We start from the raw sequence: 25346 nt of genomic DNA, 5'->3' as shown, positions 1-25346 counted from the left end.
ACTGTTGGGAGCGTACATCCTTCGGCGATTGCTGCTGATCATTCCGACGCTGTTCGGGATCATGGTGGTCAATTTCATCCTGACCCAGTTCGTCCCCGGCGGACCGATCGAGCAGGTCATCGCCCGGATGGAGGGTTCGGGCGACGTCTTTTCGGGCATCTCGGGCGGCGGCGGCCAGCCGATGGAGTTCGAAGGCGGCGGCGGCACGGAATACGCCGGCGCCCGCGGCCTGCCGCCCGAGTTCATCGCCGAACTGGAGCGCGAGTTCGGGTTCGACAAGCCGCCGCTCGAACGCTTCTTCACGATGATCTGGAACTACATGCGCCTCGATTTCGGCGAGAGCTACTTCCGTTCCATCAGCGTGATCGACCTCGTGCTCGAAAAGATGCCGGTCTCGATTTCGCTCGGGCTCTGGTCCACGGTGATCGCCTACCTCGTGTCGATCCCGCTGGGCATCCGCAAGGCCGTGCGCGACGGATCGTCGTTCGACACCTGGACCTCGGCGCTGATCGTGGTGGCCTACGCGATCCCCGGGTTTCTCTTCGCGATCCTGCTGCTGGTGCTGTTCGCGGGGGGCTCGTATCTCCAGATCTTCCCGCTGCGGGGTCTGACTTCGGACAACTTCGAGCAGTTGAGCCTTCTGGGCAAGATCGGCGACTACCTGTGGCACATCGCGCTGCCCGTGATCGCCTCGACCATCTCGGCCTTCGCGACGCTGACGCTGCTGACGAAGAACTCGTTCCTGGACGAGATCAAGAAGCAGTACGTCACCACCGCTCGCGCCAAGGGTCTGAAGGAGTCGCAGGTCCTCTATGGCCACGTCTTCCGCAACGCGATGCTCATCATCATCGCGGGCTTTCCCAGCGTGTTCATCGGCGTGTTCTTCACCGGCTCGATCATCATCGAGACGATCTTCTCGCTCGACGGGCTCGGCCGGCTGGGATTCGAAGCCGCGGTGGCGCGCGACTACCCGGTGATCTTCGGAACGCTCTTCGTGTTCAGCCTGATGACCCTTGTCGTCGGGATCCTGGCGGACCTGATGTATGTCTTCGTCGATCCCCGCATCGACTTCGAAACGCGGGAGGGTTGAGATGACCCGCGAAGGCAACGTCCACGGCCCCGACGAGCCGGGCATCGACATGGCGCCGCCCCGTCCCGCTGCGGGCGGGCACGACGCGCCGCCTCCGGTCGAGCCGCGCCGCCGCCGGCCGACCTTGTCGCCGCTGAACCAGCGCCGGTGGCGGAACTTCCGCCGCAACGGGCGGGCCTTCTGGTCGCTGATCCTGTTCTGCGTGCTCTTCGGCCTGTCGCTCTGCGCCGAGTTCATCGCCAACGACAAGCCGATCCTCGTCAACTACGACGGCGAGCTCTACGCGCCGATTTTCAGCTTCTACCCCGAGACGACCTTCGGCGGCGACTTCCGGACCGAGGCCGTCTATGCCGATGTCGAGGTCGAATGCCTGATCCGCTCGGGCGGGCTCGAGGACTGCTTCGACGACCCCGAGGGGATCATCGCGTCGGGCACCACCGCCGCGGGGGTCGAGGCCGGCTGGCTCGTCTGGCCACCAATCCGCTACAGCTACGACACCATCGCCGATATCGGCGGTGCGGCACCGTCGGCCCCGGATGCGACGCATATCCTCGGGACAGACGACACCGCGCGGGACGTGGCGGCGCGGGTGATCTACGGCTTCCGCCTGTCGATCCTGTTCACCCTGATCGTGACGGTCCTGACGACGCTGATCGGTATCGTGGCGGGCGCGGTCCAAGGCTTCTTCGGCGGCAAGACCGACCTGTTCTTCCAGCGCATCATCGAGATCTGGGTCTCGACCCCGTCGCTCTACGTCATCATCATCCTCTTCGCGATCCTGGGTAGAGGATTCTGGTTGCTGGTCTTCGTCACCGTCCTCTTCGGATGGCCGGCGCTGGTGGGCGTCGTCCGGGCCGAGTTCCTGCGCGCCCGCAACTTCGAATACATCCGCGCGGCTCGCGCGCTGGGGGTCGGAAACTGGACCATCATGTTCCGCCACATGCTGCCGAACGCGATGGTGGCCACGCTGACCATGCTGCCCTTCATCATCACGGGCACGATCTCGACGCTGGCCTCGCTGGATTTCCTCGGCTTCGGCCTGCCGTCCTCGTCCCCCTCGCTCGGTGAGCTGACGCTGCAGGCCAAGCAGAACCTGCAGGCGCCGTGGCTCGCCTTCACCGCGTTCTTCACCTTCGCGATCATGCTGTCGCTTCTCGTCTTCATCTTCGAGGGCATCCGCGACGCGTTCGACCCGAGGAAGACCTTCCAGTGACCGACCCAGCAGATCCCGTCCTCCAGGTCCGCGACCTGAACATTCGCTTCAGTCAGGAAGGGGCCGTGACCCATGCGGTGCGCGGCGTATCCTTCGACGTGGGACGGGGCGAGACGGTCGCGCTGGTGGGCGAGTCGGGCTCGGGAAAATCCGTCACCGCGCTTTCGACGGTCGAACTGCTGCCCGGCTCGGCCAGGATCGAGGGCTCGGCCAAGTTCGGCGGTCGAGAGCTGGTGGGCGCCTCGGAGAAGACCCTGCGCGAGATACGCGGCAACGACATCAGCTTCATCTTTCAGGAGCCGATGACCTCGCTCAACCCGCTCCACACCATCGAAAAGCAACTGGGGGAAAGCCTTGCGCTGCACCAGGGGCTGAGCGGTCAGAAGGCCCACGCCCGCATCGTGGAGCTTCTGGACCAGGTCGGCATTCCCGATCCCGAGATGCGCCTGAAAAGCTACCCTCACCAACTTTCGGGCGGGCAGCGGCAGCGCGTGATGATCGCCATGGCGCTGGCCAACGGCCCCGAACTTCTGATTGCGGACGAACCGACCACCGCGCTCGACGTGACGATCCAGGCGCAGATTCTCGACCTTCTGCAGGAGCTGAAGGAGGAACGGGGCCTGTCGATGCTGTTCATCACCCACGACCTGACCATCGTGCGCCAGATCGCCGACCGGGTTTGCGTGATGAAGGACGGCGAGATCGTCGAGACCGGCCCCACCGCGCAGATCTTCGATAACCCGCAGCACCCCTACACGCGGATGCTGCTCGAGGCGGAATCGATCGGCGGACCGACGCCCGTCCCCGAGGGGGCCGAAACGGTGGCCGAGACGAAAGACCTGCGCATCTGGTTCCCGATCCAGCGCGGTCTTCTGCGCCGCACGGTGGGGCATGTGAAGGCGGTCAACGGCGCGACCCTGTCGGTCCGCAAGGGCGAGACGCTGGGGATCGTGGGCGAATCAGGCTCGGGCAAGACCACGCTGGCGCTGGCCATCATGCGACTGATCGGCTCGGACGGGCCGATCGTCTTCCTCGGGCGCGAAATCCACGAGCTGAAGGGCAGGGGGATGCGGCCCCTGCGCGCCGACATGCAGATCGTGTTCCAGGACCCGTTCGGGTCGCTCAGCCCGCGCATGACGGTCGAGGAGATCATCGCCGAGGGGCTGGGCATCCACGCGAACCTGTCCCGGCGCGAGAAGCACGACAAAGTCGCCGCGATCATGCGCGAGGTCGGCCTGCCGCCCGAGACCATGCACCGCTACCCGCACGAGTTCTCGGGCGGACAGCGCCAGCGGATCGCCATCGCCCGCGCGATGATCCTGCAGCCCAAGCTCGTGGTGCTGGACGAGCCGACCTCGGCGCTCGACATGACGGTGCAGGTGCAGATCGTGGAGCTTTTGCGCGAGCTGCAGCGGAAGCACGGGCTGGCTTACCTGTTCATCAGCCACGACCTGAAGGTCGTTCGCGCGCTGTCGCACAAGGTGATGGTGATGCAGAAGGGCGACGTGGTCGAGGCCGGCCCCGTGGACCAGATCTTCGACCGACCGCAGACCGACTACACCCGCCAGCTGATGGCGGCGGCCTTCGGGAAGCGCGCCGGCTCGGCCGCCTGAACGTCTTTTTCGATCCCCGCAACAAAAGCGGGGTGCGCGCGTTGACCGGCGCAACGGGGACGCGCCAGGAATGTTCAAGAAGATATCTCTCATCGCGAACCGGAAGTCTGGGCAGAACAGCCGCGATGCAGAAGCCATCGACCGGGCCTTGAGTGCCTTCGGCGACGGCGCCGCTCGTTTCGACTGGCATCCCGAGACCCCGATCGAGGACACCGTCGCCCGAGCGCTCGCGCGCGATCCCGAGATGGTCGTGGTAGCCGGTGGTGACGGCACGGTCATGGCCGTTGCAAGCGCGCTTCTTGGCAGCGGCGTGCCGATGGGGGTCCTGCCGCTGGGTACGTTCAACTTCTTCGCGCGCGGGCTGGGCCTGTCCGAAGACCCGGAGGTGGCGGCTCGGCAGATGATGTCGGCCGAACCCCACGATATTCGCGTGGGCATGGTGAACGGGCAGGCCTTCCTGAACAACGCCTCGCTCGGCATCTATCCTGCGATCCTGCGCGAGCGCGAGACGGTCTATTCCCGCTGGGGGCGGTTCCGACTGGCGGCGCACTGGTCCGTGGTCAAGACGTTCCTGCGGTTCCGCAAGCCGATGAAGGTCACGCTGACGATCGACGGCAAGCGCGAGACCCGGCGCACCGCCCTCGTCTTCGTTGCCCGGTCGGCCTATCAGCTCAACCTGTTCGGGATCGACGGCGAGGACGCGATCGACGCCGATCGCTTCGCCGTTCTGGTTTCAAGGGCCGAGACGCGACGGGCGCTGTTCATGATGGCGGCGCGGCTGGCGCTCGGCCACCCGATGCGGGGGCGCGACTACGATCTGTATTCGGCGAAGGTGGCGGATATCCACACCAAGCGGCGCCGGACGCTTCTGGCCTTCGATGGAGAGAAGCGACTTGAAAGCGGACCCTTCCGCTTCCGCATGTCCGACGAGAGTCTGACGATTCTCCTACCGCAATCCGACGCCGAGGCCTGATGCGAATCCTGCACCTCTCCGACTTGCATTTCGGCCGTGACCGGCCCGAACTCGAAGGACCTCTCGTTCAGGCGGTCAACACTCTTGCGCCGGATCTCGTGGCCGTTTCCGGTGATTTCACGCAGCGCGCGCGGGTGGGGCAGTTCGAGCGGGCACAGGCCTTCCTGTCCCAGTTGACGCCCCCGACGCTGTCCGTTCCGGGCAATCACGACACCCCGCTCGACAACCTGTTCCTGCGGTTCCTGCGACCGTTTCACCGCTACAAGCGCCACATCGACCGCAACCTCGAACCGACGATCGAGACGGACGAGGCCGTGATCGCGGGGGTCAACACCGTGAACCGCTTCTCCTGGCAGCGGGGGCGGCTATCGAAGCACACGATCCGCGAGATCGGCCGCGCCTTCGAGGGGGCGGGCAAACGCCTGCGCGTCGTCGTGCTGCATCACCCGTTGGAGCATGGCCCCGAAGTGGAGAAGCGGCTGATGCGGGGGGCACACAAGGCCTTGGTGGCGCTGGACGAGGCGGGGGCGGACGTCGTGCTGTCGGGCCATCTGCACAACACGGTGACGCGGCCTTTCACCGTCGCGCCGGGCTGCCTGTTCGTCCAGGCCGGAACGGGATTGTCGAATCGCCTGCGGGGCGAGGACAACACGTTCAACCTTCTGACGGCGACGCCGGACAAGATCGTGATCGATACGTTCTCGGCCGGGGAGGACGCGGCGTTCGAGGTTCAGGGCCGGGTGACCTTCATGCGAGGCGAAGCCGGCGCCTGGGCCGAGACTTGATCAGCCCGGGCCCAGAGTATTGCAAGTGACGTCGCGCGCGCTGAGCCGCTGACAGGCAAGCGCAGCGCGGTCCTGCGTCATGCCGACGAAGTTCGCCTCCCACCCCTTGGGGCTTTGCACGACCTTGCGAAGCGCGTCGTCGAGGGTGCCGATCTCGGTCAGCGCGGTCTTGAGCAGCACCTGCTCGGCGGCGTAACGGCTGCCGAAGCGCCCGACGTTGATGCCGTAGTGCCGCCCTCCGCTGGAGGACATCCGCGTGACGACCTCGCCACCCTGCGGACGTACGGCTTGCTCGGCCGCGATCTCGGCTTCGGCCATCGCGACCGTGCGGGACCGGGGTTCAGGTGTGATGGTCGGGGCCGCCGCAAGAGTCGGTACCGGGGCGGTGGCTTCGGTGACCATGGGCGCCTCGGCAAGCGCCTCGGGCAATGCCTGTTCGACCGCCTGTGCCACGAGGTCGGGTGACAGCGCCACGGTGCGCACCGGTCGGAGCGCGGGTCGCAGAGAGCGCGCGACGGCCACCGACCCGGCGCCCGTGGCCGTGTTGTAGTTCGGCGGCGCGGGCGGCACAACGGCGACGCGCGAGGGCGCGCGAGAGAAGCCGAGATCGAGCAGTTCCGCCACCTTCGCGTCGCGGGTAGCCGTCGAACGGCCGCCGAAAACCGTCGCGATGATCCTCTCGCCGCCACGTTCGGCCGAGGCGGTAAGGTTGAAGCCCGCCGCGTTGGTGAACCCGGTCTTGATCCCGTCGGCGCCCTGGTACGAGCTTAGTAGCCGCCGGTTGGTGTGGTGGACGACCGCGAGCCCCGCATCGGCGCTCTGCCGGGAGAACAGGTTGTAGTACTGGGGGAAGTCGTAGAACAGGTGCCGCCCCAGCGTCGTCATGTCTCGCGCCGTCGAAAGGTGCCCCGAGGCCGTGAGCCCGTGGGCGTTCTTGAAGGTCGACTGCGTCATGCCGAGCGCCTTGGCCGTCCGGTCCATGCGCGCGGTGAAGTTCGCCTCGGACCCCGAGATTGCCTCGCCGAGTGCGGTCGCCGCATCATTGGCCGATTTCACCGCCGCGGCGCGGATCAGGTAGCGCAGGGCGATCTGCTGCCCGGCGCGAAGGCCTAGCTTCGAGGGCGGTTCCGAGGCGGCGTTCTTCGAGATCGTCACCTTGGTGTCGAGCGAGATCTCGCCCTTCTCGACCGCCTCGAAGGCGATGTAGAGCGTGAGCATCTTGGTCAGCGACGCGGGGTGGAGGCGCGCGTCGGCGTTGCGTTCGTGAAGGACCTGCCCCGACCGCGCGTCAATCACCATGGCCGCATAGGGGGCCGCGATCGCGGGCGTGGCGAAAAGGACCACAAGGGATAGGAGGACCCCCAACGGGGTCGTGAGCCGTCGGATTGCCACGGGTTTCTGCCTCAATCTGCCTCTACGGTCGGCGTTCTTTTTAGGGACCGATCCGTCAACAAACCTATAATAGCATGGAGTCTTGCAGCGGAAAACTGTGCAATGACGGCGGCTTACGTAAATACCGACCGCCGAACCAGATGTGGACAGCGCCCGCGATGCAACCGCTATATCCTGAGCGTCGCATCAGTTCAGAGTTGCAATAAGGTCAGGCAACCCGCCCAAATCGGCCAATTCGTGGAACCGCGGCTCTTCCCGGGGCGGGTCGGCAGCCTCGATCGCCCATTCAAGGCCATGCGGAACGAAGACCCCGTGCCCGCCGGCGGCGATCATTGGCAAGACGTCGGATTTCATCGAATTTCCCGCCATCAACCCGCGGTCAGGGCCATCGCCGTGGCTTTCGAAGACCCGCGCATACATTGCCTGTGTCTTCTCGGACACAATCTCGATCGCGTCGAACAAGTCCCCCAGCCCGGACTGAGCGAGCTTACGCTCTTGGTCGAGCAGATCGCCCTTGGTCACAAGGAGGATGCGGTAGTTCGGCGCCAGGTGCTCGACAGCGTCGCGGGCGTGGGGGAGCAACTCGATCGGGTGCTCCAGCATCTCCTGACCTGCCTCGACGATGCCCCGAATCACGTGGCCGGGTGCCTTGTCGCCCGTAACGTCGAGCGCGGTCTCGATCATGGACAGCACGAAACCCTTGATGCCGAACCCGTAGCGCCCGAGATTTCGACGCTCGGCCGCGAGGAGGCGTTCGGCAAGGTGGTCGCGGTCGGTATGATCGGCCAGAAGCTCGGCAAAGCGCGCCTCCGTCATGCGGAAAAATCGCTCGTTGTGCCAAAGTGTATCGTCGGCGTCGAAGCCGATCGTGGTAATGTGGGGCATTGTGCCTCTTTTCTGTCGCGGCATCGTCCTTATATTGCGGAACCGCACCTCACGATTAACCGCAATGGGCCAAACGTGACCAGATACCCCACGACACTGATGGCAGATCGCCCCGGCGACGACGATGGCGATGCCGGGGTCAAGCTTGATACCAAGCCGAAAACCAAACGGCCGCCGCTCTACAAGGTGATGATCCTGAACGACGACTACACGCCGATGGAGTTCGTCGTGCATGTTCTCGAGCGGTTCTTCGGCCTGAGCCACGCGCAGGCATTCGAGATCATGCTGACCGTTCACAAGAAGGGGTTGGCGGTGGTCGGCGTGTTCTCGTTCGAGGTCGCCGAGACCAAGGTGACGCAGGTGATGGATTTCGCCCGCCGTCACCAGCACCCGCTGCAATGCACCATGGAAAAGGAATAGGCGGCTGCTTTCCGACCGTTTGACTCGTGCCGCGGACGAGGGGCTGCTGACCTCGCCCATCCTTCTGGTCTGTCCCCCCGACGGGACGGGACTGGAGACTTTGCCGGGGGCGGTCCTCGTCTATCACGACAGCCAGCCCGAGCATGATCGCTTCGCCCGCCTGACCGAAATGCGGGACGAGATCGCCGGCCCCGCGGGCTGCGTGGTGGTGAGTCTGCCCCGCACGCGCCTGGCCGCGCGGGACCTGGTGGCGCGGGCGGCCGAGCTTAATGTGCCGCTCCTGATCGACGGGCAGAAGACCGACGGCATCGATTCGATGCTGAAGGCCGCGCGGGCCCGGGGGACGGTGGGCTCGGTGATCTCGAAGGCGCACGGCAAGCTGTTCGTCGTCGAGGGCGGAGACTTCGCGGATTGGCGCGCTGCGCTGCAAGAGAATTCGGACGGCTTCCTGACCCCTCCGGGCGGATTCTCCGCCGACGGGATCGACCCCGGCTCGCGCTTGTTGATCGATGCGCTGCCGCCGCTGAAGGGCCGCGTGGCCGACCTGGGCGCGGGATGGGGCGCGCTTTCGGTCGCGATCCTGGGCAGCGAGGCCGTCACCGCCTGCGACCTGGTCGAGGCCGACCGCCCCTCACTGGACTGCGCCCGCCGCAACGTCGTCGACTCGCGCGCCCGGTTCCACTGGGCCGACGCGACCGCGTGGGCGCCCGAGGACAGCGTGGATCACGTCGTGACCAACCCGCCGTTCCACAAGGGACGTGCCGGCGACCCGGGGATCGGGCGTGCCTTCCTTACCACGGCCGCGCGCATCCTTGCCCCGCGCGGTGTGCTCTGGATGGTCGCCAACCGCCACCTTCCCTACGAATCCCACCTCGAGACATTGTTCGGCGAGGTCGCGGAGCTTTCCGGCTCCTCTGCCTTCAAGCTTTTCCGCGCCGCACGACCGCGACGCCCCCGCTGAGGGTTCCCCCATGACATTATCGATCCAGGGCAAGACCGCCATCGTGACCGGCGCGGCGAACGGCGTGGGCCTGGCCGTCGCGCGTCTGTTCATCGACAAGGGCGCGAACGTGATGATGACCGATCTCGACGAAGAGACGCTGAAGAACGAGATCGGCGAGATGGACGAAGATGGCGGCACGGCCCGCTGGTTCGCCGGCGACCTGCGCGAGAAGTTGACGCTGCAGAACCTGCTGTCGGCCACGCATGACGCTTTCGACAGGGTCGATATCCTCGTGAACGCATCGCGCCAGATGGAGACCTGCGATCCCCTCGATCCCGAGGACCCGATGCTGGAAACGCTGCTTGAGCAGAACCTGATGACGTCCCTGCGCCTGTCGCAGGCGGTCGCCAACCGGATGATCCGACAGGCCGAGGACGAGGGGCGAACGGGCCAGCCGCTGGGCTCGATCATCAACTTCTCGTCGATCGCCGCGCGCCGGACGCAGCCGGACCTGCTGGCATACTCGATCTCGACAGCGGCGCTCGACCAGGCAACGCGGAACCTTGCCGTGGCGCTGGCTCCGCACCGAATCCGGGTCAACGGGATCGCGTTCGGATCGGTCATGTCGGCCTCGCTGAGGGGCGCCATCAAGCGCGACTCAGAGATTCGCGAAGAGATCATCGAGGCCACGCCGCTGCACCGCATCGCGTCGGCCGCCGAGGTCGCCGAGGCCGTCCAATTCCTGGCCTCGGACGGCGCGGGCTTCGTGACTGGCGAGATCCTGACCGTTGATGGCGGCCGATCTCTCTTGGACACGGTCGATACGTCGGCGCACTGATCTTCAAACTCCGTTCACTTCTCTCGCCTATCGATTCCCCCGAAGCGGAACGAAGGATGAGTTGCCCGTGCTGAATAACTTTTTTCGCAAGCCTCGTGAGACGGGCCTCGCCGAGGCCATGCTGGCTGGCATCAAGAAAAGCCACATGGTCATTCGCCTCGACCTGTCCGGCAAGATCCTCGAGGCCAACGAGGTCGCGGCCGAGTCCGCCGGCGTGAAGCTGGCCGACGTTCTTGGTCAGAACTATGCCCAGTTCATGCGCCCGAAGGACGTCGCCGCGAAGGAATTTCAGCGTATCGCGGAGACCGTGCGCGCCGGTGGCTCGGTTCAGAAGATCGCACCGGCCTTGAACAATGCAGGCGAAGAGGTCTGGTACGACCTCACCTATTCGCCGCTCGATACCCGCGACGGCACCCGGGAAATCCTGGTCGTCGCCCATGACATCACCGAGATGCACCTCCGCCGCCGGGACAACCGCAGCCAGGTGGACGCGATCCGGCGCTCGATGGGCGTGATCGAATTCGACCTTCAGGGAAATATCCTTGATGCGAACGATCATTTCCTGGAGGCCGTAGGGTACTCGATCGACGAGGTTCGCGGCCACCACCACAGGATTTTCGTGCGGCCCAAGGAAGCAGCCACGTCTGAATACAAGGAGTTCTGGAACAAGCTGTCGCAGGGATCGTCGAGCACTGGCCGCGTCGAGCGAATCGGCAAGAACGGCGAGCCCATCTGGCTGCGCGCGACCTACGAGACGCTTTCGGATCCCGAAGGCCGACCCTTCAAGGTGGTCAAGTACGCCTTCGACATCACTGCGGACGCCAACATGCAGGCCGATGCCACGCACCAGATCGAGGCGATCCAGAAGGTCCAGGCGGTGATCGAGTTCGCGCCGGACGGGACCATCATCCGGGCCAACGACATCTTCTGCAACGTTCTTGGTTACCGCGAAAACGAGATAGCCGGAAAGCATCACCGGATCTTCGTGCAGGAGAACCACGCGAACTCGACCGAGTATCGAGACTTCTGGGCGAAGCTGCGGGACGGCCACGAGCAGGACGGCAATTTCGTGCGCGTCGGCAAAAACGGCAACAACGTCTATATCCGGGCGAGCTACTCGCCGATCCGCGACGCCTCGGGCCGTGTTGCAAAGGTCGTGAAATTCGCGATCGACACGACGAGCTTCGAGATCGCGACCCGGACTCTCAGCAATGGACTCGGCCAGCTTGCTTCAGGCGACCTGTCAGCCCGCATCGCGAACGACCTAGGCGAGTTCGACAGCATCCGCACGTCCTTCAACGAGGCGGTGGAGCGGCTGAACTCGGTCGTTCAATCGACCAACGAAGTGTCGCTGCAGCTCAACCGCGAGGCTGACGCGGTTGCCGAGGCGACCGACAACCTCGCCCGCCGGACCGAGCGTCAGGCGGCGACGTTGGAAGAAAGCGCGGCGTCTCTCGAGGACCTCACGTCCGTGGTGCATGCTGCGAACAAGCGGGCCTCCGAGGCGCGGGTTCTCGCTGAAAGCGCGCGGACCGATACGGATCGCTCGAACGAGGTCGTGCAGAATGCGATGTCGGCGATGGCCGACATCGCGGAGTTCTCGCGCAAGATCTCTTCGATCACGAGCCTGATCGACGATATCTCGTTCCAGACGAACCTCCTGGCGCTCAATGCCGGCGTCGAAGCCGCGCGCGCGGGCGACGCGGGGAGGGGCTTTGCGGTCGTGGCATCCGAGGTCCGTGCCCTCGCGCAGAGGTCCTCTGACGCCGCCAAGGAGATCGCGACCCTTATTTCGTCGTCGACCGAGCAGGTCGATCGCGGCGTGAACCTGGTGAATCAGGCCGGCGACTCTCTGTCGACGATTCGAGGCAAGGTTCAAGAGATCCATGCCGGAGTGGAGACGATTTCGGGCATGACCGAAGAGCAGTCTCAGGGCATCTCCGGGCTGAACGTCGCGATCGGCGATCTTGACCGGGTGACGCAGCAGAATGCTGCCATGGCCGAAGAGACCAACGCCGCGATCCAGGCCTTGGGGCAGGGCATCTCGCAGCTGCGGGGCGAATTCGAGTTCTTCCGCACCGAAGGGCCCGACGTTCGAAAGCCGCGCCTGCGCTCCGTCAGCTAGCACTTTTCCCCTCGGCGCCGGCCTGCTACGCCAGCGTAATGACAGAGGATGATTTCGACGAACGGAAGGTCCGGGCGGCCCGATGGTTCCACGCGTTGCGCGACGAAATCGTCGCAGCGTTCGAAGATCTGGAACGAACGCACGACACGGGTCCGTTCAGCGAAGACCCGCCGGCGGCCTTCGAGGTCACCAAGACCAGCCGGCGGTCGGATGACGGCTCCGACGCGGGCGGTGGGCTGATGAGCGTCCTGCGCGACGGACGCGTGTTCGAGAAGGTCGGCGTCAACGTCTCGGAGGTCTACGGGACGTTGGGGGAACGAGCGCAGGCGGCCATGGCCGCCCGCAAGGGCATCCCCGGCATGAAGGACGATCCGAGCTTCTGGGCGAGCGGCATCAGCCTGGTCGCGCACATGCGCAATCCGCAGGTTCCCGCGGTCCACATGAACACGCGGATGTTCTGGACACCCCATGCCTGGTGGTTCGGGGGTGGCGCGGACCTCAACCCGGCGCTGCCCTACGAGGAGGACACCGCGCATTTCCACAGGACACTTCAGGAATACCTCGACCGGCATGGCGCGGAACACTATCCTCGCCTGAAGACGTGGGCCGACGAGTATTTCTTCATCCCGCACCGCAACCGCGCCCGCGGCGTCGGCGGCATCTTCATGGATGACCAGTGCTCGGGCGACTGGAATGCGGATTTCGAACTGACGCGCGACATCGGGCGGGCATTCCTTCCGGCGTTCCTGCCGCTGGTCGAAGCCCGCCGCACCCAGGATTTCGACTCCGCCGACCGTGAGACGCAACTGATCCATCGCGGGCTCTATGCCGAGTACAACCTCGTCTATGACCGCGGGACGAAGTTCGGCCTGGAAACCGGCCATGACGCCAACGCCGTTTTGATGAGCCTCCCGCCGCTGGCACGCTGGCCCTGACCGAACCCGCACGCGATCGGATGGACAATCCGAGACCCGCGCCTAACCTCGGCTGCATGGAAAGCGATCCCTTCCTCGGCCACCGGGTCTTTGTCTACGGCACGCTGCGCCGCGGGTTCATCAATAACGAGGCGACGCTTGCCTTCCGCAACGGCGCTACCTTCGTCGCCGAAGGCCGCGTTCCGGGCGCGCTCTACTCGGTCGGGTGGTATCCCGCGCTGGTCGAGGGCCACCCCGGCGAAGTCATTGGCGAAGTGTGGGAGCTTTCCTCCCCGGGCCTGATGGACGTCCTCGACGAGTACGAGGGGCTTTTCGACGAGGGCCCTCCGGAATACCGGCGCGAGCCGCGCACCGTCTCCACGGATCAGGGGCCGATCGAGGCGTGGGCCTACATCTATGCCTACGAGGTGGACGAGCAGCAGCTCATCCCCTCGGGCGACTGGGCCGACGCGTTCAACACGGCCTGAGGTTGCCGGTCAGCCGACGCAGCGAGATAGGGACAGGAACGGAACATCGTCCGAAAAGCGCACCGCGTAGTTGCCGACGCTCACGGTCGTGCCGCGGTCGGTCCACCACCAGTTGCCGCGTCCACGGCCCGGGATCTCGGCCGTACAGGCCTCGGTCAGCAGGATCGTTTCGCTTCGGGTCGTGAGGCGGCTGGCCGAATGACTGACCTTCTCGGCGTAGACCGCGCCGGTATCCGAAACGAGCGCCCGCTCGGCCAGAGCGGGCGAGGCAACAAGCGCGGTTGCCGCGAAGGCGAGGATGTGGATGGCCTGCATGTGGACTGCTCCTTTTCTTGTTTATGACAAATTCAACGCGAAGCATCCGATTCGGTAACCACATTCGCGCATCGCGGGCGGATTTCGCGACCAAGCGTCACTGTTCCATCACAGGCGTGCTCTTCCGGGATCGAGGTCGCGCCATGCTCCCGGCGCCAGATCGCTCAGGTCGAACGGCCCGACCGACCACCGGACCAGCCGCAGGCAGGGCAGCCCCACATGGGCGGTCATGCGCCGTACCTGGCGGTTGCGCCCCTCGTGGATCGTCAGGCGCAGCCACGCATCGGGCACCGACTGGCGCTCTCGGACCGGGGGTTCGCGGGGCCAGAGCGCGGGCGGAGCGATCTGTTTGGCCTGCGCGGGCAGAGTGGGGCCGTCGTTCAGCACGACCCCCTCGGCCAGGGCACGGATCTGTTCCGGCTCGGGACTGCCCTCGACCTGGACAAGGTAGGTCTTGGGCATCTTGTGGCGCGGATCGGTCAGGCGGGCCTGCAGTTTGCCGTCGTTGGTAAGCAGCAACAGCCCTTCGCTGTCCCGGTCAAGGCGGCCCGCGGGGTAGAGCCCCGGCAGGTCGAGGTGCCGGGCCAAACCCGGCCACCGGCCGTCATCGGTGAATTGCGACAGCACGTTCATGGGTTTGTTGAACGCCACCAGCCGGGTGGGGCCGGACTGCTTGGCGCGAGGTCTGGGTCGGGAACGGGCCATGAGACTGCCGAGGTACTGCGAATATCCGGGCCCGGTGTCGGCCAAAGGGGTCGCTTCCGCAACTGCCCTTCGCCAGGACCGGCGCCGCCTAGCTCGCCACCCACCAGACCAGGAAGGCCACCAGAAGCGCGACGACGATCGCGGCGATGGCCACCGTGCCGCTGGCGCGACGGTCGCGGGTATCGCGGGAGGGGGCCGTAGGCGGGACGCCGGATACCGAGCTCTCGGCTGACGCGGCGCGCAGGGGCATTCCCGGCGGAGTTCCCCGGTCGAGCCGATACGAGCCGAGGTGCCGCAACGGCTCTTGCGGGCGGAGCGGCTTCGAGACGGCGCGGGGGCGCAGGATGATGATCGGCCCCTTGACTGCGGAAAGCTTGGTCGCGTCCGCCTGCAGGCTCTCCGACGCGATGCCTTCGCCCTCGTTCAGGTAGTTGGCCAGCCCCAGATCGCCGAGGGCGCGCGTATCCAGCGCGGCCGCGCGGTCAGGCTCGACATCGACATCGCCAAGCGCACGGCTGAGCGCCGCGCCGTCCTCGACCAGAGCGGACGCCTCGGGCATCGTCAGGTCCACGGCAAAGACGTGGATCGTCTCGGGGTCTGTGGGAATCTCTGCCATCCGGGCCTCCATTTTCGTTTGCAACGTGGCGGGTGCCGCTGTGGTTCATACGTTATGATGGTGACCGCGCGCGATCGCGGCACTAACCTCGTGGCAGCAGAGAACCGTGAGAGGGCGTTGCGATGATCAGGACCTATCTGGCTGCGGCGTTTCTGGCCCTTCTGCCTGTCCCCGGCCTTGCGCAGAGCTGTGACGGGTATACCCAACTTGAAATGAGCTTTTGCGCCAAGGATCGCTGGGCGGTTGCCGATGACGAACTGAACCGGCTTTGGCGTATGGTGAAGCCGCTGGCCGACGGGCAAGGCCACGGCGCGCAGTTGTTGCAAGAGCAGCGCGATTGGTTGCGCCGTCGCGATGCCACCTGCGAACCGGAACTGTCGGGCGGCGGCTCGGCCGCCCCGATGACCTACTGGTTCTGCATGGAAGAGATGACGGCCGCCCGGAACACCGCTCTGCGCGCGCGTCTTCCCTAGACCCGCGCGCGGCGGTTCTGCGCCAGCAGGTCCATTGCGGCCATGCGCACGGCCACGCCCATCTCGACCTGCTCCTGGATGACCGAGCGGTTGATGTCGTCGGCGATGGTCCCGTCGATCTCGACCCCTCGGTTCATCGGCCCCGGATGCATGACGATGGCATCGGGTTTCGCGTGGCCCAGCTTTTCGGCGTCGAGCCCGTAGCGGTGGTAGTACTCCCGCTCGGAGGGGATGAACCCGCCATCCATCCTCTCGCGCTGGAGGCGCAGCATCATCACCACGTCGGCATCGGCAAGGCCGGCCTTCATGTCGTGATGCACCTCGACGCCCCAATCGGCGGCTCCTGCGGGGATCAGCGTCGGCGGACCCACGAGGCGAATGCGGCTCTCCATCTTGCCGAGAAGCCAGATGTTCGACCGTGCGACGCGGGAATGGGCGATGTCGCCGCAGATCGCGACCGTCAGCCGGTGCAGCCGCCCCTTGGCCCGCCGGATCGTCAGCGCGTCCAGAAGCGCCTGGGTGGGATGTTCGTGCCGCCCGTCTCCTGCGTTCAGAACGGCGGCGTTCACCTTTTGCGCCAGCAGGTCCACCGCACCGGAATGGGGGTGGCGCACCACCAGCAGGTCGGGGTGCATGGCGTTCAGCGTCAGCGCCGTGTCGATCAGCGTCTCGCCCTTTTTGATCGAGGACGCCTGCATCGCCATGTTCATCACGTCGGCCCCGAGGCGTTGGCCGGCGATCTCGAAGCTGGCTAGCGTGCGGGTGGAGTTCTCGAAGAACATGTTGATCTGGGTGAGGCCCTTCAGCGCCTGTCCGTGCTTCTGCGAGCCGCGGTTGAGATCCACGTAGGTCTCGGCCAGGTCGAGGATCGTGGTGATCTCGTCGGGGGCGAGGGGCTCGATCCCCAGAAGGTGGTCCTGCCGGAAGGCCATGCGCGCTCCTGTCGTTCGGGCGGGGTATGGGAAGGCGGGGGCGATCCGTCAAGCGTGGTCCGTGCTCACGAGAACTTCAGGGCGGGGGCGTGGGTTTCGCGCGGGCTTCTGCTAGGACGCAGGAAGGTTAATCGGAGGTTTGCAATGTTGCGCGTCGTTCTCTTGTCGATCCTGATGGCCCTGCCCGCCGCGGCGCAGGACCGCGCGGGGGTGGAGCGTCAGTTCCAGGCGTGGCTCGAACAGACCATCTGGCCCCGCGCCTCGCGCGAGGGGGTCTCGCGCGGTACATTCGACGCGGCGTTCGACGGCGTCGGCCTGCAATGGGAGCTTCCCGACCTGCGCCCGCCGGGTTTCCCGCCCCCCGCAGAGACGCGCCAGACCCAGGCCGAATTCGGGAACCCCGGCAAGTACTTCAACCGCGGTTCGATCGACGGTGCGACCAGCGTGGGGCGGCAGATGGCGCGCACCCACGCTGGCACGCTTGCGGCGGTCGAACGGGCGACGGGCGTTCCAGGGCATATCATCCTGGCCATCTGGGGCCGCGAAAGCGGCTATGGCCGCGTCGACATCCCTCACGACGCGTTCCGGGTTCTTGGCACCAAGGGCTTCATGAGCACGCGGGCCGACTACTTCACCGACGAGCTGGTCGCACTGTTGCAGATCGCCGAGGCGGGCCATGCGCCCGAAGATGCCATGCGGTCAAGCTGGGCCGGCGCGCTGGGTCAGCCGCAATTCATGCCGTCGAGCTTCCTGAACTACGCCGCCGACGGAAGCGGGGACGGGCGCGCCGACATCTGGCGCTCCGAGGCGGACACGATCGCCTCGATCGGCACCTACCTCGCGCGGCACGGCTGGCAGCCCGGCCGCGACTGGGGGTTCGAGGTTGCGGTGCCGGAAAGCGTCTCGTGCACCCTCGAGGGGCCCGACCAGGGGCGGGCGATCCGCGACTGGGCCGCAATGGGGATCACCCGCGTCGGCGGAAAGGCCTTCCCCCAGAACGAGTTGCCGGGCGAGGGCTTCCTGCTGATGCCGGCCGGGCGCAACGGGCCAGCGTTCATCGTGACGCCGAATTTCTACACGCTGAAGGACTACAACATGAGCGACCTCTACGCCCTGTTCGTCGGCCATGTGGGCGACCGGATCGCCTACGGCATGGGCGATTTCGAAGGGAGATGGGGCAATGTCGGCGGCCTGATGCGCTCGGACGTGGCGGCGATGCAGCGCGCCTTGCAAGAGCAGGGGCATGACGTGGGCGGCGCGGACGGGCTTGCCGGCTTCAAGACCCGCCGCTCCATCGGTCGCTGGCAAGAGGCGAGCGGCCGCCCGGCCACCTGCTTCCCGGAACCCGGAATGGTGGCGGCGCTGCGTTGAGCTGGCTTCGATCGGCACGATTCCGGCCTCGCGGAACCGCCGCCGTACTTGCACTTGATCCACACGCGCCCTAGGCCCATTTTCGCGCACCAAGGAGGGCCGCCCGTGACGCAGTACCTGGATTTCGAGAAACCCCTCGCCGATCTGGAAGGGAAGGCTGAAGAGCTGCGCGCTCTCGCCGAATCCGACAATGACGTGACGGACCAGGCAAAGGCGCTCGACCAGAAGGCCAAGGCGCGGCTGGAACAGCTCTATACCGCGCTGACGCCGTGGCAAAAGTGCCAGGTCGCCCGCCACCCCGAGCGGCCCCATTGCCGCGACTACATTCGCGAGCTGTTCACGGAATACACGCCGCTGGCCGGCGACCGGAACTTCGCCGATGACCATGCGGTGCTCGGGGGCCTCGCGCGGCTCGAAGGGCGGTCCGTGGTGGTGATCGGTCACGAGAAGGGCCACGACACCAAGTCCCGGCTCGAGCACAATTTCGGCATGGCCCGCCCCGAGGGCTACCGCAAGGCGATCCGCCTGATGGAGATGGCCGACCGTTTCGGCCTGCCCGTCGTGACGCTGATCGACACGCCCGGCGCTTTCCCTGGCAAGGGCGCCGAGGAACGCGGCCAGTCCGAAGCGATCGCACGCTCGACCCAGACCTGTTTGCGGCTGGGCGTTCCTCTGGTGTCGGTGGTGATCGGCGAGGGCGGCTCGGGCGGTGCGGTGGCTTTCGCCACGGCGAACCGGGTGGCGATGCTCGAGCACTCGATCTATTCGGTGATTTCGCCCGAGGGCTGCGCCTCGATCCTGTGGAAGGACGCCGAGAAGACCCGCGAGGCCGCCGAGGCGCTGCGCCTGACCGCGCAGGACCTGAAGAAGCTGGGCGTGATCGACCGCATCATCCCCGAGCCCGTCGGCGGGGCACAACGTTCACGGACGGAGGCCATCCTCGCCGTCGGTCGCGCGCTGGACGAGATGCTTGCCGAGATGGACGGCCATGACGCCCCGCGCGTCCGCTCCGACCGCCGCGCGAAGTTCGTCGCAATGGGCGCCAAGGGCCTCACGGGCTGACGCGGCACCCCGCGCTGCGAGGCAACCGCGGGCACGGGTAGACCGCCGGGGGGTGGCGAGGGCAGGGGCCACGGACCTTGCTCGGACGAAGTGCGTTGGCTTGCCAAACCGAAAGGAAGCCATCATGCGCATCGCTCGCCTCATCTGCCTCGCCCTGCTGCCTGTTCCCGCCGTCGCGCAGTCCGTTCCCTTCGACGCCGCGGCCCTCGACGAAGCGACGTTCGAGGGGAGCGATCTGCCGGACGGGCAAAGCGCGCTGACCGTGAAGGTGCAGACCCTGCTCGATCGGGCGGGCACGTCTCCCGGCGTGATCGATGGGTGGAAGGGCGGCATGTCCACCACCGCGATCAAGGCATTCGAGCGCCGCCATGACCTAACCGTCGACGGGGTGCTCGACCAGCAGGCCTGGCAGGTTATGGGCGGCCCGGATGCCGCGCCGATCGCGCAAAGCTATACCATCACCGAAGAGGACGCCTCGGGCCTCGTTGACGAAATCCCCGAAGATTATTCCGAAAGGGCCGAGATGGACCGGCTCGCCTACCTCCGCGTGACCGAGAAGCTGGCAGAGCGTTTTCACATGGACGAGGAGTTCCTGATCGCTCTCAATGGCGGCGGCAGCTTCGATCCCGGTCGCACCATCACTGTCGTCGATCCCGGCGCGAATGTCGAAACCAAGGTCGCCCGGATCGAAGTGGACAAGCCGAACCAACGTGCCTCGGGGCTGGACGCCGACGGTAACATCGTCGTCGATTACCCGGTGACGGTGGGGTCCGATCAGGTCCCCTCGCCGTCGGGAACGTTCGACGTCGAGGCCGTCGCGATTGAGCCGACCTACACCTACCGCCCCGACACGAACTTTCAGCAAGGTGACAACGACGAGGTGCTGGTATTGCCGCCCGGGCCCAACAACCCTGTGGGGCGTGTCTGGATCGACCTGTCGAAGGAAACCTACGGCCTGCACGGCTGGGCGCACCCGTCCGAGTTGTTCACCGCCGCCAGCCACGGCTGCGTCCGGATGACCAACTGGGACGCGACCGAGCTGGCCCACCTGGTGTCCCAGGGCGTGACGGTGGAGTTCCTCGAATGATCCTCCGCGCTGCCTGTATTGCGCTGCTGGCAACGCCGGCGCTTGCCCAGGAGACACCGGTCTCCGAGGCCGCACCCGAGGTCAGCGAGACGCCGGCTCCGCGCCCCGATCCCGAGGATCGCGCGTCCGAGGTCGCCCCCGACGCGCCCGGCGAGGCTCCCGAGGAAGCGACCGCGGAGACACCCGAGGACGCGCCCGACACGCCAGCACAATGGCAGACCCTGCGCGAGACGCCGGAGGTATACGCCTCCTGCCTCGCCGCCCTCGAAGAGTTCGGCACCGAGTTCGTGGAGCGCGATAGCATAACCGGCCAGGTCGCCGATTGCGGCATCGCCAATCCCATCGAAGTCACCGAGATCCTGCCCGGGGTGGAGCTTCGCCCCGAAGCGGTGATGCGCTGCGAAACCGCACGCGCCCTCGCCTCCTGGGTCTCTGGCACGGTCGTTCCCGCCGCCGCCCGCACCGGCATCCTGGCGCCGCTGGCCGCGATCAACCACGGCTCGACCTATGTCTGCCGCAACCGCGGCGGGGTCGCGTCGGGTAAGGTCAGCGAACACGGGTTCGGCAATGCCGTCGACGTGATGGGCTTCCGCTTCGAGGACGACAGCAGCCTCGCCGTCGAGCCCCGCGCCGATTCCGGCACCATCGAAGAGGCGTTTCAACGGGCCGTCCGTGGCGGCGCATGCCTCGACTTCACGACGGTGCTGGGGCCGGGGACGGATGCGGCCCATGCGGACCACCTTCACCTCGACGTCAAGGAGCGCAACGGCGGCTATCGCATCTGCCAGTGACGGCCACGGGCAAACGCCTCGGTGGTGAAGGGGGGCAGTGTGCCCTCCTTTACAGGTCAGGAGGCGACGCCGGTCCCGATGGGGCAGGTCACGCCGGTGCCGCCGAGGCCGCAATAGCCGCCGGGGTTCTTCGCCAGGTATTGCTGGTGATAATCCTCGGCATGGTAGAACGCGGGCGCGTCGCGGATCTCGGTCGTGATCGGCCCGTGGCCCGCCTCGCGGAACTTCGGCTGCATGGTCTCGCGCGAGCTTTCGGCTGCTGCCTTCTGCGCTTCGGTGAAGGTGTAGATGCCCGAGCGGTACTGCGTGCCGCGATCATTCCCCTGCCGCATCCCCTGGGTGGGATCGTGGCCCTCCCAGAAGACCTTGAGCAAATCTTCGTAGGTGACGACAGACGGGTCGTAGATCACGCGCACCACCTCGTTATGGCCGGTGCGGCCCGAGCAGACTTCGTCATAGGTCGGATTCGGGGTGTGGCCGCCGGCATAGCCGACCATGGTGCTCCAGACGCCGCGAACCTTCCAGAACATCCGCTCGACGCCCCAGAAGCAGCCCATGCCGAAGACGGCTTCCTCCATGCCTTCGGGCAATTCGCCGCCCAGAGGCGTGTCGTTGACGAAATGGCGCGTCGCCGTGGGGATCGGCTGGTCGCGGCCCGGCAGGGCCTCGTCCTTCGAGGGCATTTCAGTGGATTTGCGCAGGATCTGGAACATGGTGTCCTCTTCGTCGGGGTTGCCCTGATATAGGGGCACATCGCCCCGCTCGCTACTCGGCTGGGGTCGGGTGATGGGGCAGATCGTCGGAAAGGCCGCCATCGCGCACCCGTCGATCTCGGCTCCTGCGGTCTCTGCGACTTCACAACTTCGTTCAGGGAAGCCGCTCACGTCGCTACGGCGATCAGAAGCAGGAGCGTCAACGCGCTGCCACACTGCAATATCTGGGCTGGCGCACGATGCAGGTGGATGCGGCATCCGGGCGAAGATCCGCCATCGCCCGGAGAGGGGGCCGGAACACTGCGTGGCGCTCTTTGTTGAGCGGACGAAACGACAAACCGCACCCTAAACGGAGGCACCACATGAAACGCATTCTTTCTCCCGTACTCGCCGCCGCTCTCGTGTCGCCCATGGCCCTGCTGCCCGCCGCGGCGCAGACCACGGACTCCGAGACCAGCAGCCCGGCCGTCGATGGCTCGATGGATGCCGATACCGTCGGCGTCGACACCGAAACGAGCGACACCGACGCGGATGGCTCGAGCAGCACCAGCGCCGAAACCAGCTCGGACAGCGCCACCAGCGCCGGGTCGGGCGGCTCGGACATGACTGCCGACGCTGATCCGCTGATCGTCACGGTGGGCGATGCCGAGATCACCGCGTCTGACGTTCAGACCGCGATCGAGGCGTTCCCGCCGCAGCTCGCCCAGCAGGTTCCGCCCGAGCAGCTCATCTCGGTCGCCGTCGACCAATTGGTCCTGCGCGAACTGATCCTGCAGCGCGCCGAGCAGGAGAACCTTTCGGAAGACCCGGAAGTGCAGCAGATGATCGAGGACAACGGCGAGCGCAGCCGCGAAGATGCGATCGTTCAGGTCTACGTGCAGCGCGCGATGGACGAGGCGATCTCGGATGAAGCGGTGCAGGGCGCCTATGACGAGGCGACGTCGCAGACCGAGCAGGAACTGCCGCCGATCGACCAGGTTCGCCCGCAGATCGAACAGCAACTTCGCCAGGAGCGTCTGGGCGCGCTGCGTCAGGAACTGATCGGACAGGGCACCGAGATCACCTTCTACGACGAGCAGGGCCAGCCCGTCGAAGACGCCGGCGCCACCAGCGGCGCGATGTCCGGCAACTCCGGCAGCGAAATGTCGAACGGCAGCGAAATGTCGGGCGGCGATGCCTCCGACAGCGGCGCGAGCGACACGTCCGGTAGCAGCGACTCGGGCAGCATGTCGGACAGCGACAGCTCGGATGATGCGAACTCCGGCACCTCCTCGAACTGAGGTCGCGCTGGCGTCCGATGACCGGCGCGCACACCGCCACTTGCCGCCCGCCGTTCCCCACGGCGGGCGGTCGCATGTCTGGACCCCGCTTCAGTAGAAGCTTTGCGGGTCGATATCGACGCTGAGGCGGATGTCGCCCTTCACCCTGACCTGCGCCAGCCACTCGGACACCGCGCTTTGCAGGGGCGCGCTTTTCTCTGCCTTCACCAGCATGCGTAGCCGGTGCCGACCCCGGATTCGCGCGATCGGCGCGGGCGCGGGACCGTAAAGTACCGCCCCAATCCGGCGCAGCGGCCCGTCGATCCGCGCGAGGTGGTTGCCCAGGTCGAACGCGGCCTGCATGTCGGGCGAGGACAGCACGATCCCGGCCATGCGACCGTAGGGTGGCACGCCTGCCGCCTTGCGCTCGGCGGCTTCGGCGGCCCAGAAGCCGTCCTCGTCCCCCGACAAGATAGATTTGATGACGTGGTGTTCGGGCTGGAAGGTCTGAAGCCACGCCTCGCCCGGCCGCTCGGCCCGGCCCGCACGGCCCGCGACCTGTCGCATCAGCTGGAACGTCCGCTCGGCCGCGCGCAGGTCCGAGCCCTGAAGCCCCAGGTCGGCGTCGATCACCCCCACCAGCGTCAGCAGGGGGAAGTTGTGCCCCTTGGCCACCAGCTGCGTGCCGACGACGATGTCGGCGTCGCCCGCCGCGATTGCCTCGATCCTCGCCTTCAGCGCGCGGGCGGACTGGTACATGTCCGAGGACAGTACCTCGACCCGCGCATCGGGAAAGAGGGCGGCGGCTTCCTCGGCCATGCGCTCGACCCCCGGCCCCACGGCGGCCAGCTTGCCCTCGACCTTGCACGAGGGGCAGACCTCGGGCATCGGCTTCGTTTCACCGCATTGATGGCAGACAAGGCGCTTGAGGAAGCGGTGCTCGACCATGCGCGCGTCGCAATGGTCGCAGGCGATCATCTCGCCGCAGGCCCGGCAGAGCGTCACGGGCGCATAGCCCCGGCGGTTCAGGAACAGAAGGCTCTGCTCGCCCCTCTCCAGCCGGTCGGCGATCTGCGCCTGAAGCGAGGGCGAGACCCAGCGGCCCCCCGGCAGATCCTCGCCCCGCATGTCGATGGCGCGCATCTGGGGCATGGCGCGGTCGCCGAAGCGCGAGGTCAGGGTGAGGGCGCCGTATTTCCCCGCCTCGACATTCGCCCAAGTTTCCAGCGACGGGGTGGCCGATGCCAGCACCACCTGCGCCTTGCAGATCGAGGCGCGCAGCACCGCCATGTCGCGCGCGGAATAGAGGACGCCGTCCTCCTGCTTGTAGGAGGTGTCGTGCTCCTCATCGACGACGACCAGCCCGAGGTCGCGGAACGGAAGGAACAGGGCCGACCGTGCGCCGACAATCAGCGAGGCCGCGCCTTCGCCGACCATGCGCCAGCAGCGGCGGCGCTCGGTCTGGGTGACGCCGTGGTGCCATTCGGCCGGCTTCGCGCCGAAGCGCGCCTCGACACGGGACAGGAATTCGGAGGTCAGTGCGATTTCCGGCAACAGCACCAGTGCCTGCCGCCCCTGCCGCAGGCATTCGGCGACGGCCTCCAGATACACCTCGGTTTTGCCCGACCCGGTGACGCCGCGCAGCATGGTGGTGCCGTAGGTCCCGCTCGCCACGGCCCGGACCAGCGTGTCCGCCGCCCCGGCCTGATTGCCCGCCAGCACCTTGCCCGGCAGATCGGGGTCGAGCCGGGGGTAGGGCGCATCACGGGGGGTGTCGCGCTCGATCACCGCGCCCTGTTTCACGAGGCCCTTCACAACGGACGACCCCACGCCGGCCATCTCGGACAGCTCCGACAGAGTGAACGAGAGGTCCCCGTATTCCGCCAAAGCCTCCAGCACCCGGCGGCGGGCGTCGGTGATCCTGTCGGGCTCCACGCCCCCCCGCGCATAGACCTTGCGCATCGACACGTCCGAGCCGAGGCCGGGCGAGCGGGTCGCCAGCCGCAGCATCGCGGGCATCGGCGTCAGCGTGTACTCCGCCGCGCGAGTCAGGAACTGGCGCATCTCGTCCCGCATAGGGGCCACGTCCAGAACCCGGTTCATGGCGCGCACTTTGGACAGGTCGTAGCTGCCGATCCCCTCGTCCCAGACTACCCCCAACACCTTGCGCGGCCCCAGCGGCACCTCGACGAAGTCGCCGACCCCGCAGCCACCCTCGGGCGCGCGGTAGTCGAGCGCCCGGTCGAGCGGCTGGGTGGTGAGGACGGCGACAAGGTCGCCCGGCGCGAAACGGGTCATGGCCCCGGATGTGCCCCCTCGGGCGCAGGGCCGCAAGGGCGCTGA

General features: G+C 66.6%; 25 protein-coding genes. 17 read left to right on the top strand and 8 right to left on the bottom strand.

The window, feature by feature from the left end; translation table 11 throughout:
* Positions 1 to 4: 4 nt before the first annotated feature.
* The 5 genes from PAM7066_RS08460 (at position 5) to PAM7066_RS08440 (ending at position 5674) form a co-directional block, all read left to right on the top strand.
* Complete coding sequence (locus PAM7066_RS08460; protein WP_085853724.1) at positions 5 to 1090, top strand: microcin C ABC transporter permease YejB; 1086 nt, start codon at positions 5 to 7, stop codon at positions 1088 to 1090.
* A gap of 1 nt (position 1091) precedes the next feature.
* Positions 1092 to 2303, top strand: a complete 1212-nt coding sequence (locus PAM7066_RS08455; RefSeq protein WP_085853723.1) for an ABC transporter permease — start codon at positions 1092 to 1094, stop codon at positions 2301 to 2303.
* A complete protein-coding gene (locus tag PAM7066_RS08450; RefSeq protein ID WP_085853722.1) occupies positions 2300 to 3916 on the top strand; it encodes an ABC transporter ATP-binding protein in 1617 nt (538 codons plus the stop codon). Before PAM7066_RS08455 ends, PAM7066_RS08450 begins: the two co-directional genes overlap by 4 nt.
* A gap of 70 nt (positions 3917 to 3986) precedes the next feature.
* Positions 3987 to 4889 (top strand): diacylglycerol/lipid kinase family protein, encoded by a 903-nt coding sequence (locus PAM7066_RS08445; RefSeq protein ID WP_085853721.1) that lies wholly within the window; start codon positions 3987 to 3989, stop codon positions 4887 to 4889.
* The gene (locus PAM7066_RS08440) at positions 4889 to 5674 is read left to right on the top strand and encodes a metallophosphoesterase family protein (protein ID WP_245749632.1); all 786 of its coding nucleotides are present in this window, start codon (positions 4889 to 4891) and stop codon (positions 5672 to 5674) included. The genes PAM7066_RS08445 and PAM7066_RS08440 overlap by 1 nt, the downstream gene beginning before the upstream one ends.
* Here the strand turns inward: PAM7066_RS08440 and PAM7066_RS08435 are convergent, their stop codons facing one another.
* Together PAM7066_RS08435 and PAM7066_RS08430 are read right to left on the bottom strand one after the other, a co-directional pair.
* On the bottom strand, positions 5675 to 7066 hold the full coding sequence (locus tag PAM7066_RS08435; protein ID WP_085853719.1) for a D-alanyl-D-alanine carboxypeptidase family protein: 1392 nt from the start codon (positions 7064 to 7066) through the stop codon (positions 5675 to 5677).
* 186 nt (positions 7067 to 7252) lie between these two features.
* Positions 7253 to 7951, bottom strand: coding sequence for an HAD family hydrolase (locus PAM7066_RS08430; RefSeq protein ID WP_085853718.1), 699 nt, complete (start codon positions 7949 to 7951; stop codon positions 7253 to 7255).
* 99 nt (positions 7952 to 8050) lie between these two features.
* Between PAM7066_RS08430 and clpS the strand changes: the two genes are divergently transcribed.
* The 6 genes from clpS to PAM7066_RS08400 all read left to right on the top strand — a co-directional run bounded on the left by clpS (position 8051) and on the right by PAM7066_RS08400 (position 13679).
* Complete coding sequence (gene clpS / locus PAM7066_RS08425) at positions 8051 to 8371, top strand: ATP-dependent Clp protease adapter ClpS (RefSeq protein WP_085853717.1); 321 nt, start codon at positions 8051 to 8053, stop codon at positions 8369 to 8371.
* 19 nt (positions 8372 to 8390) lie between these two features.
* Complete coding sequence (locus tag PAM7066_RS08420) at positions 8391 to 9332, top strand: class I SAM-dependent methyltransferase (protein ID WP_245749631.1); 942 nt, start codon at positions 8391 to 8393, stop codon at positions 9330 to 9332.
* A gap of 10 nt (positions 9333 to 9342) precedes the next feature.
* The gene (locus PAM7066_RS08415; RefSeq protein WP_085853715.1) at positions 9343 to 10152 is read left to right on the top strand and encodes an SDR family NAD(P)-dependent oxidoreductase; all 810 of its coding nucleotides are present in this window, start codon (positions 9343 to 9345) and stop codon (positions 10150 to 10152) included.
* A 67-nt stretch (positions 10153 to 10219) separates the two neighbouring features.
* Positions 10220 to 12277 carry a methyl-accepting chemotaxis protein gene (locus tag PAM7066_RS08410; protein ID WP_175484602.1) on the top strand — a complete coding sequence of 686 codons (2058 nt, stop codon included), beginning with the start codon at positions 10220 to 10222 and terminating at the stop codon, positions 12275 to 12277.
* Positions 12278 to 12315: 38 nt separating this feature from the next.
* Positions 12316 to 13212, top strand: coding sequence for an oxygen-dependent coproporphyrinogen oxidase (gene hemF, locus PAM7066_RS08405; protein ID WP_085853713.1), 897 nt, complete (start codon positions 12316 to 12318; stop codon positions 13210 to 13212).
* Positions 13213 to 13268: 56 nt separating this feature from the next.
* Positions 13269 to 13679 (top strand): gamma-glutamylcyclotransferase family protein, encoded by a 411-nt coding sequence (locus tag PAM7066_RS08400; protein WP_175484601.1) that lies wholly within the window; start codon positions 13269 to 13271, stop codon positions 13677 to 13679.
* Between the two features lie 9 nt (positions 13680 to 13688).
* On the opposite strand, the gene PAM7066_RS08395 is transcribed toward PAM7066_RS08400, so the two are convergent.
* From PAM7066_RS08395 to PAM7066_RS08385, 3 genes are all read right to left on the bottom strand, one after another.
* Positions 13689 to 13994: a hypothetical protein gene (locus PAM7066_RS08395; protein WP_085853711.1), complete on the bottom strand. Its 306-nt coding sequence runs from the start codon at positions 13992 to 13994 to the stop codon at positions 13689 to 13691.
* A 108-nt stretch (positions 13995 to 14102) separates the two neighbouring features.
* Positions 14103 to 14699, bottom strand: a complete 597-nt coding sequence (locus tag PAM7066_RS08390; protein WP_085853931.1) for a pseudouridine synthase — start codon at positions 14697 to 14699, stop codon at positions 14103 to 14105.
* An 88-nt stretch (positions 14700 to 14787) separates the two neighbouring features.
* Positions 14788 to 15315: a hypothetical protein gene (locus PAM7066_RS08385; RefSeq protein ID WP_139214970.1), complete on the bottom strand. Its 528-nt coding sequence runs from the start codon at positions 15313 to 15315 to the stop codon at positions 14788 to 14790.
* A 122-nt stretch (positions 15316 to 15437) separates the two neighbouring features.
* Between PAM7066_RS08385 and PAM7066_RS08380 the strand changes: the two genes are divergently transcribed.
* A complete protein-coding gene (locus PAM7066_RS08380) occupies positions 15438 to 15788 on the top strand; it encodes a lysozyme inhibitor LprI family protein (RefSeq protein WP_085853709.1) in 351 nt (116 codons plus the stop codon).
* On the opposite strand, the gene PAM7066_RS08375 is transcribed toward PAM7066_RS08380, so the two are convergent.
* Positions 15785 to 16720, bottom strand: a complete 936-nt coding sequence (locus tag PAM7066_RS08375; protein WP_085853708.1) for an aspartate carbamoyltransferase catalytic subunit — start codon at positions 16718 to 16720, stop codon at positions 15785 to 15787. The two genes, PAM7066_RS08380 and PAM7066_RS08375, sit on opposite strands and share 4 nt — an antisense overlap.
* Positions 16721 to 16864: 144 nt before the next feature.
* Between PAM7066_RS08375 and PAM7066_RS08370 the strand changes: the two genes are divergently transcribed.
* The 4 genes from PAM7066_RS08370 (at position 16865) to PAM7066_RS08355 (ending at position 21031) form a co-directional block, all read left to right on the top strand.
* Positions 16865 to 18091 (top strand): lytic murein transglycosylase, encoded by a 1227-nt coding sequence (locus PAM7066_RS08370; RefSeq protein WP_085853707.1) that lies wholly within the window; start codon positions 16865 to 16867, stop codon positions 18089 to 18091.
* A 105-nt stretch (positions 18092 to 18196) separates the two neighbouring features.
* The gene (locus PAM7066_RS08365) at positions 18197 to 19153 is read left to right on the top strand and encodes an acetyl-CoA carboxylase carboxyltransferase subunit alpha (RefSeq protein WP_085853706.1); all 957 of its coding nucleotides are present in this window, start codon (positions 18197 to 18199) and stop codon (positions 19151 to 19153) included.
* Between the two features lie 124 nt (positions 19154 to 19277).
* The gene (locus tag PAM7066_RS08360) at positions 19278 to 20240 is read left to right on the top strand and encodes a L,D-transpeptidase family protein (RefSeq protein ID WP_175484600.1); all 963 of its coding nucleotides are present in this window, start codon (positions 19278 to 19280) and stop codon (positions 20238 to 20240) included.
* Complete coding sequence (locus PAM7066_RS08355; protein WP_085853704.1) at positions 20237 to 21031, top strand: extensin-like domain-containing protein; 795 nt, start codon at positions 20237 to 20239, stop codon at positions 21029 to 21031. The genes PAM7066_RS08360 and PAM7066_RS08355 overlap by 4 nt, the downstream gene beginning before the upstream one ends.
* 56 nt (positions 21032 to 21087) lie before the next feature.
* Here the strand turns inward: PAM7066_RS08355 and msrA are convergent, their stop codons facing one another.
* Entirely contained in the window at positions 21088 to 21744 is a 657-nt protein-coding gene (msrA, locus tag PAM7066_RS08350; protein WP_085853930.1) for a peptide-methionine (S)-S-oxide reductase MsrA, read from the bottom strand.
* A gap of 362 nt (positions 21745 to 22106) precedes the next feature.
* On the opposite strand from msrA, the gene PAM7066_RS08345 reads away from it, so the two are divergent.
* Positions 22107 to 23024: a SurA N-terminal domain-containing protein gene (locus PAM7066_RS08345; RefSeq protein ID WP_085853703.1), complete on the top strand. Its 918-nt coding sequence runs from the start codon at positions 22107 to 22109 to the stop codon at positions 23022 to 23024.
* Between the two features lie 90 nt (positions 23025 to 23114).
* Here PAM7066_RS08345 and PAM7066_RS08340 read toward each other — a convergent pair whose 3' ends face one another.
* Positions 23115 to 25301 (bottom strand): primosomal protein N', encoded by a 2187-nt coding sequence (locus PAM7066_RS08340; protein ID WP_085853702.1) that lies wholly within the window; start codon positions 25299 to 25301, stop codon positions 23115 to 23117.
* Between the last annotated feature and the right edge of the window lie 45 nt (positions 25302 to 25346).

Source organism: Palleronia marisminoris (assembly GCF_900172315.1).
Lineage (GTDB): Bacteria > Pseudomonadota > Alphaproteobacteria > Rhodobacterales > Rhodobacteraceae > Palleronia > Palleronia marisminoris.
This window is presented reverse-complemented; position numbering and strand designations above follow the sequence as displayed.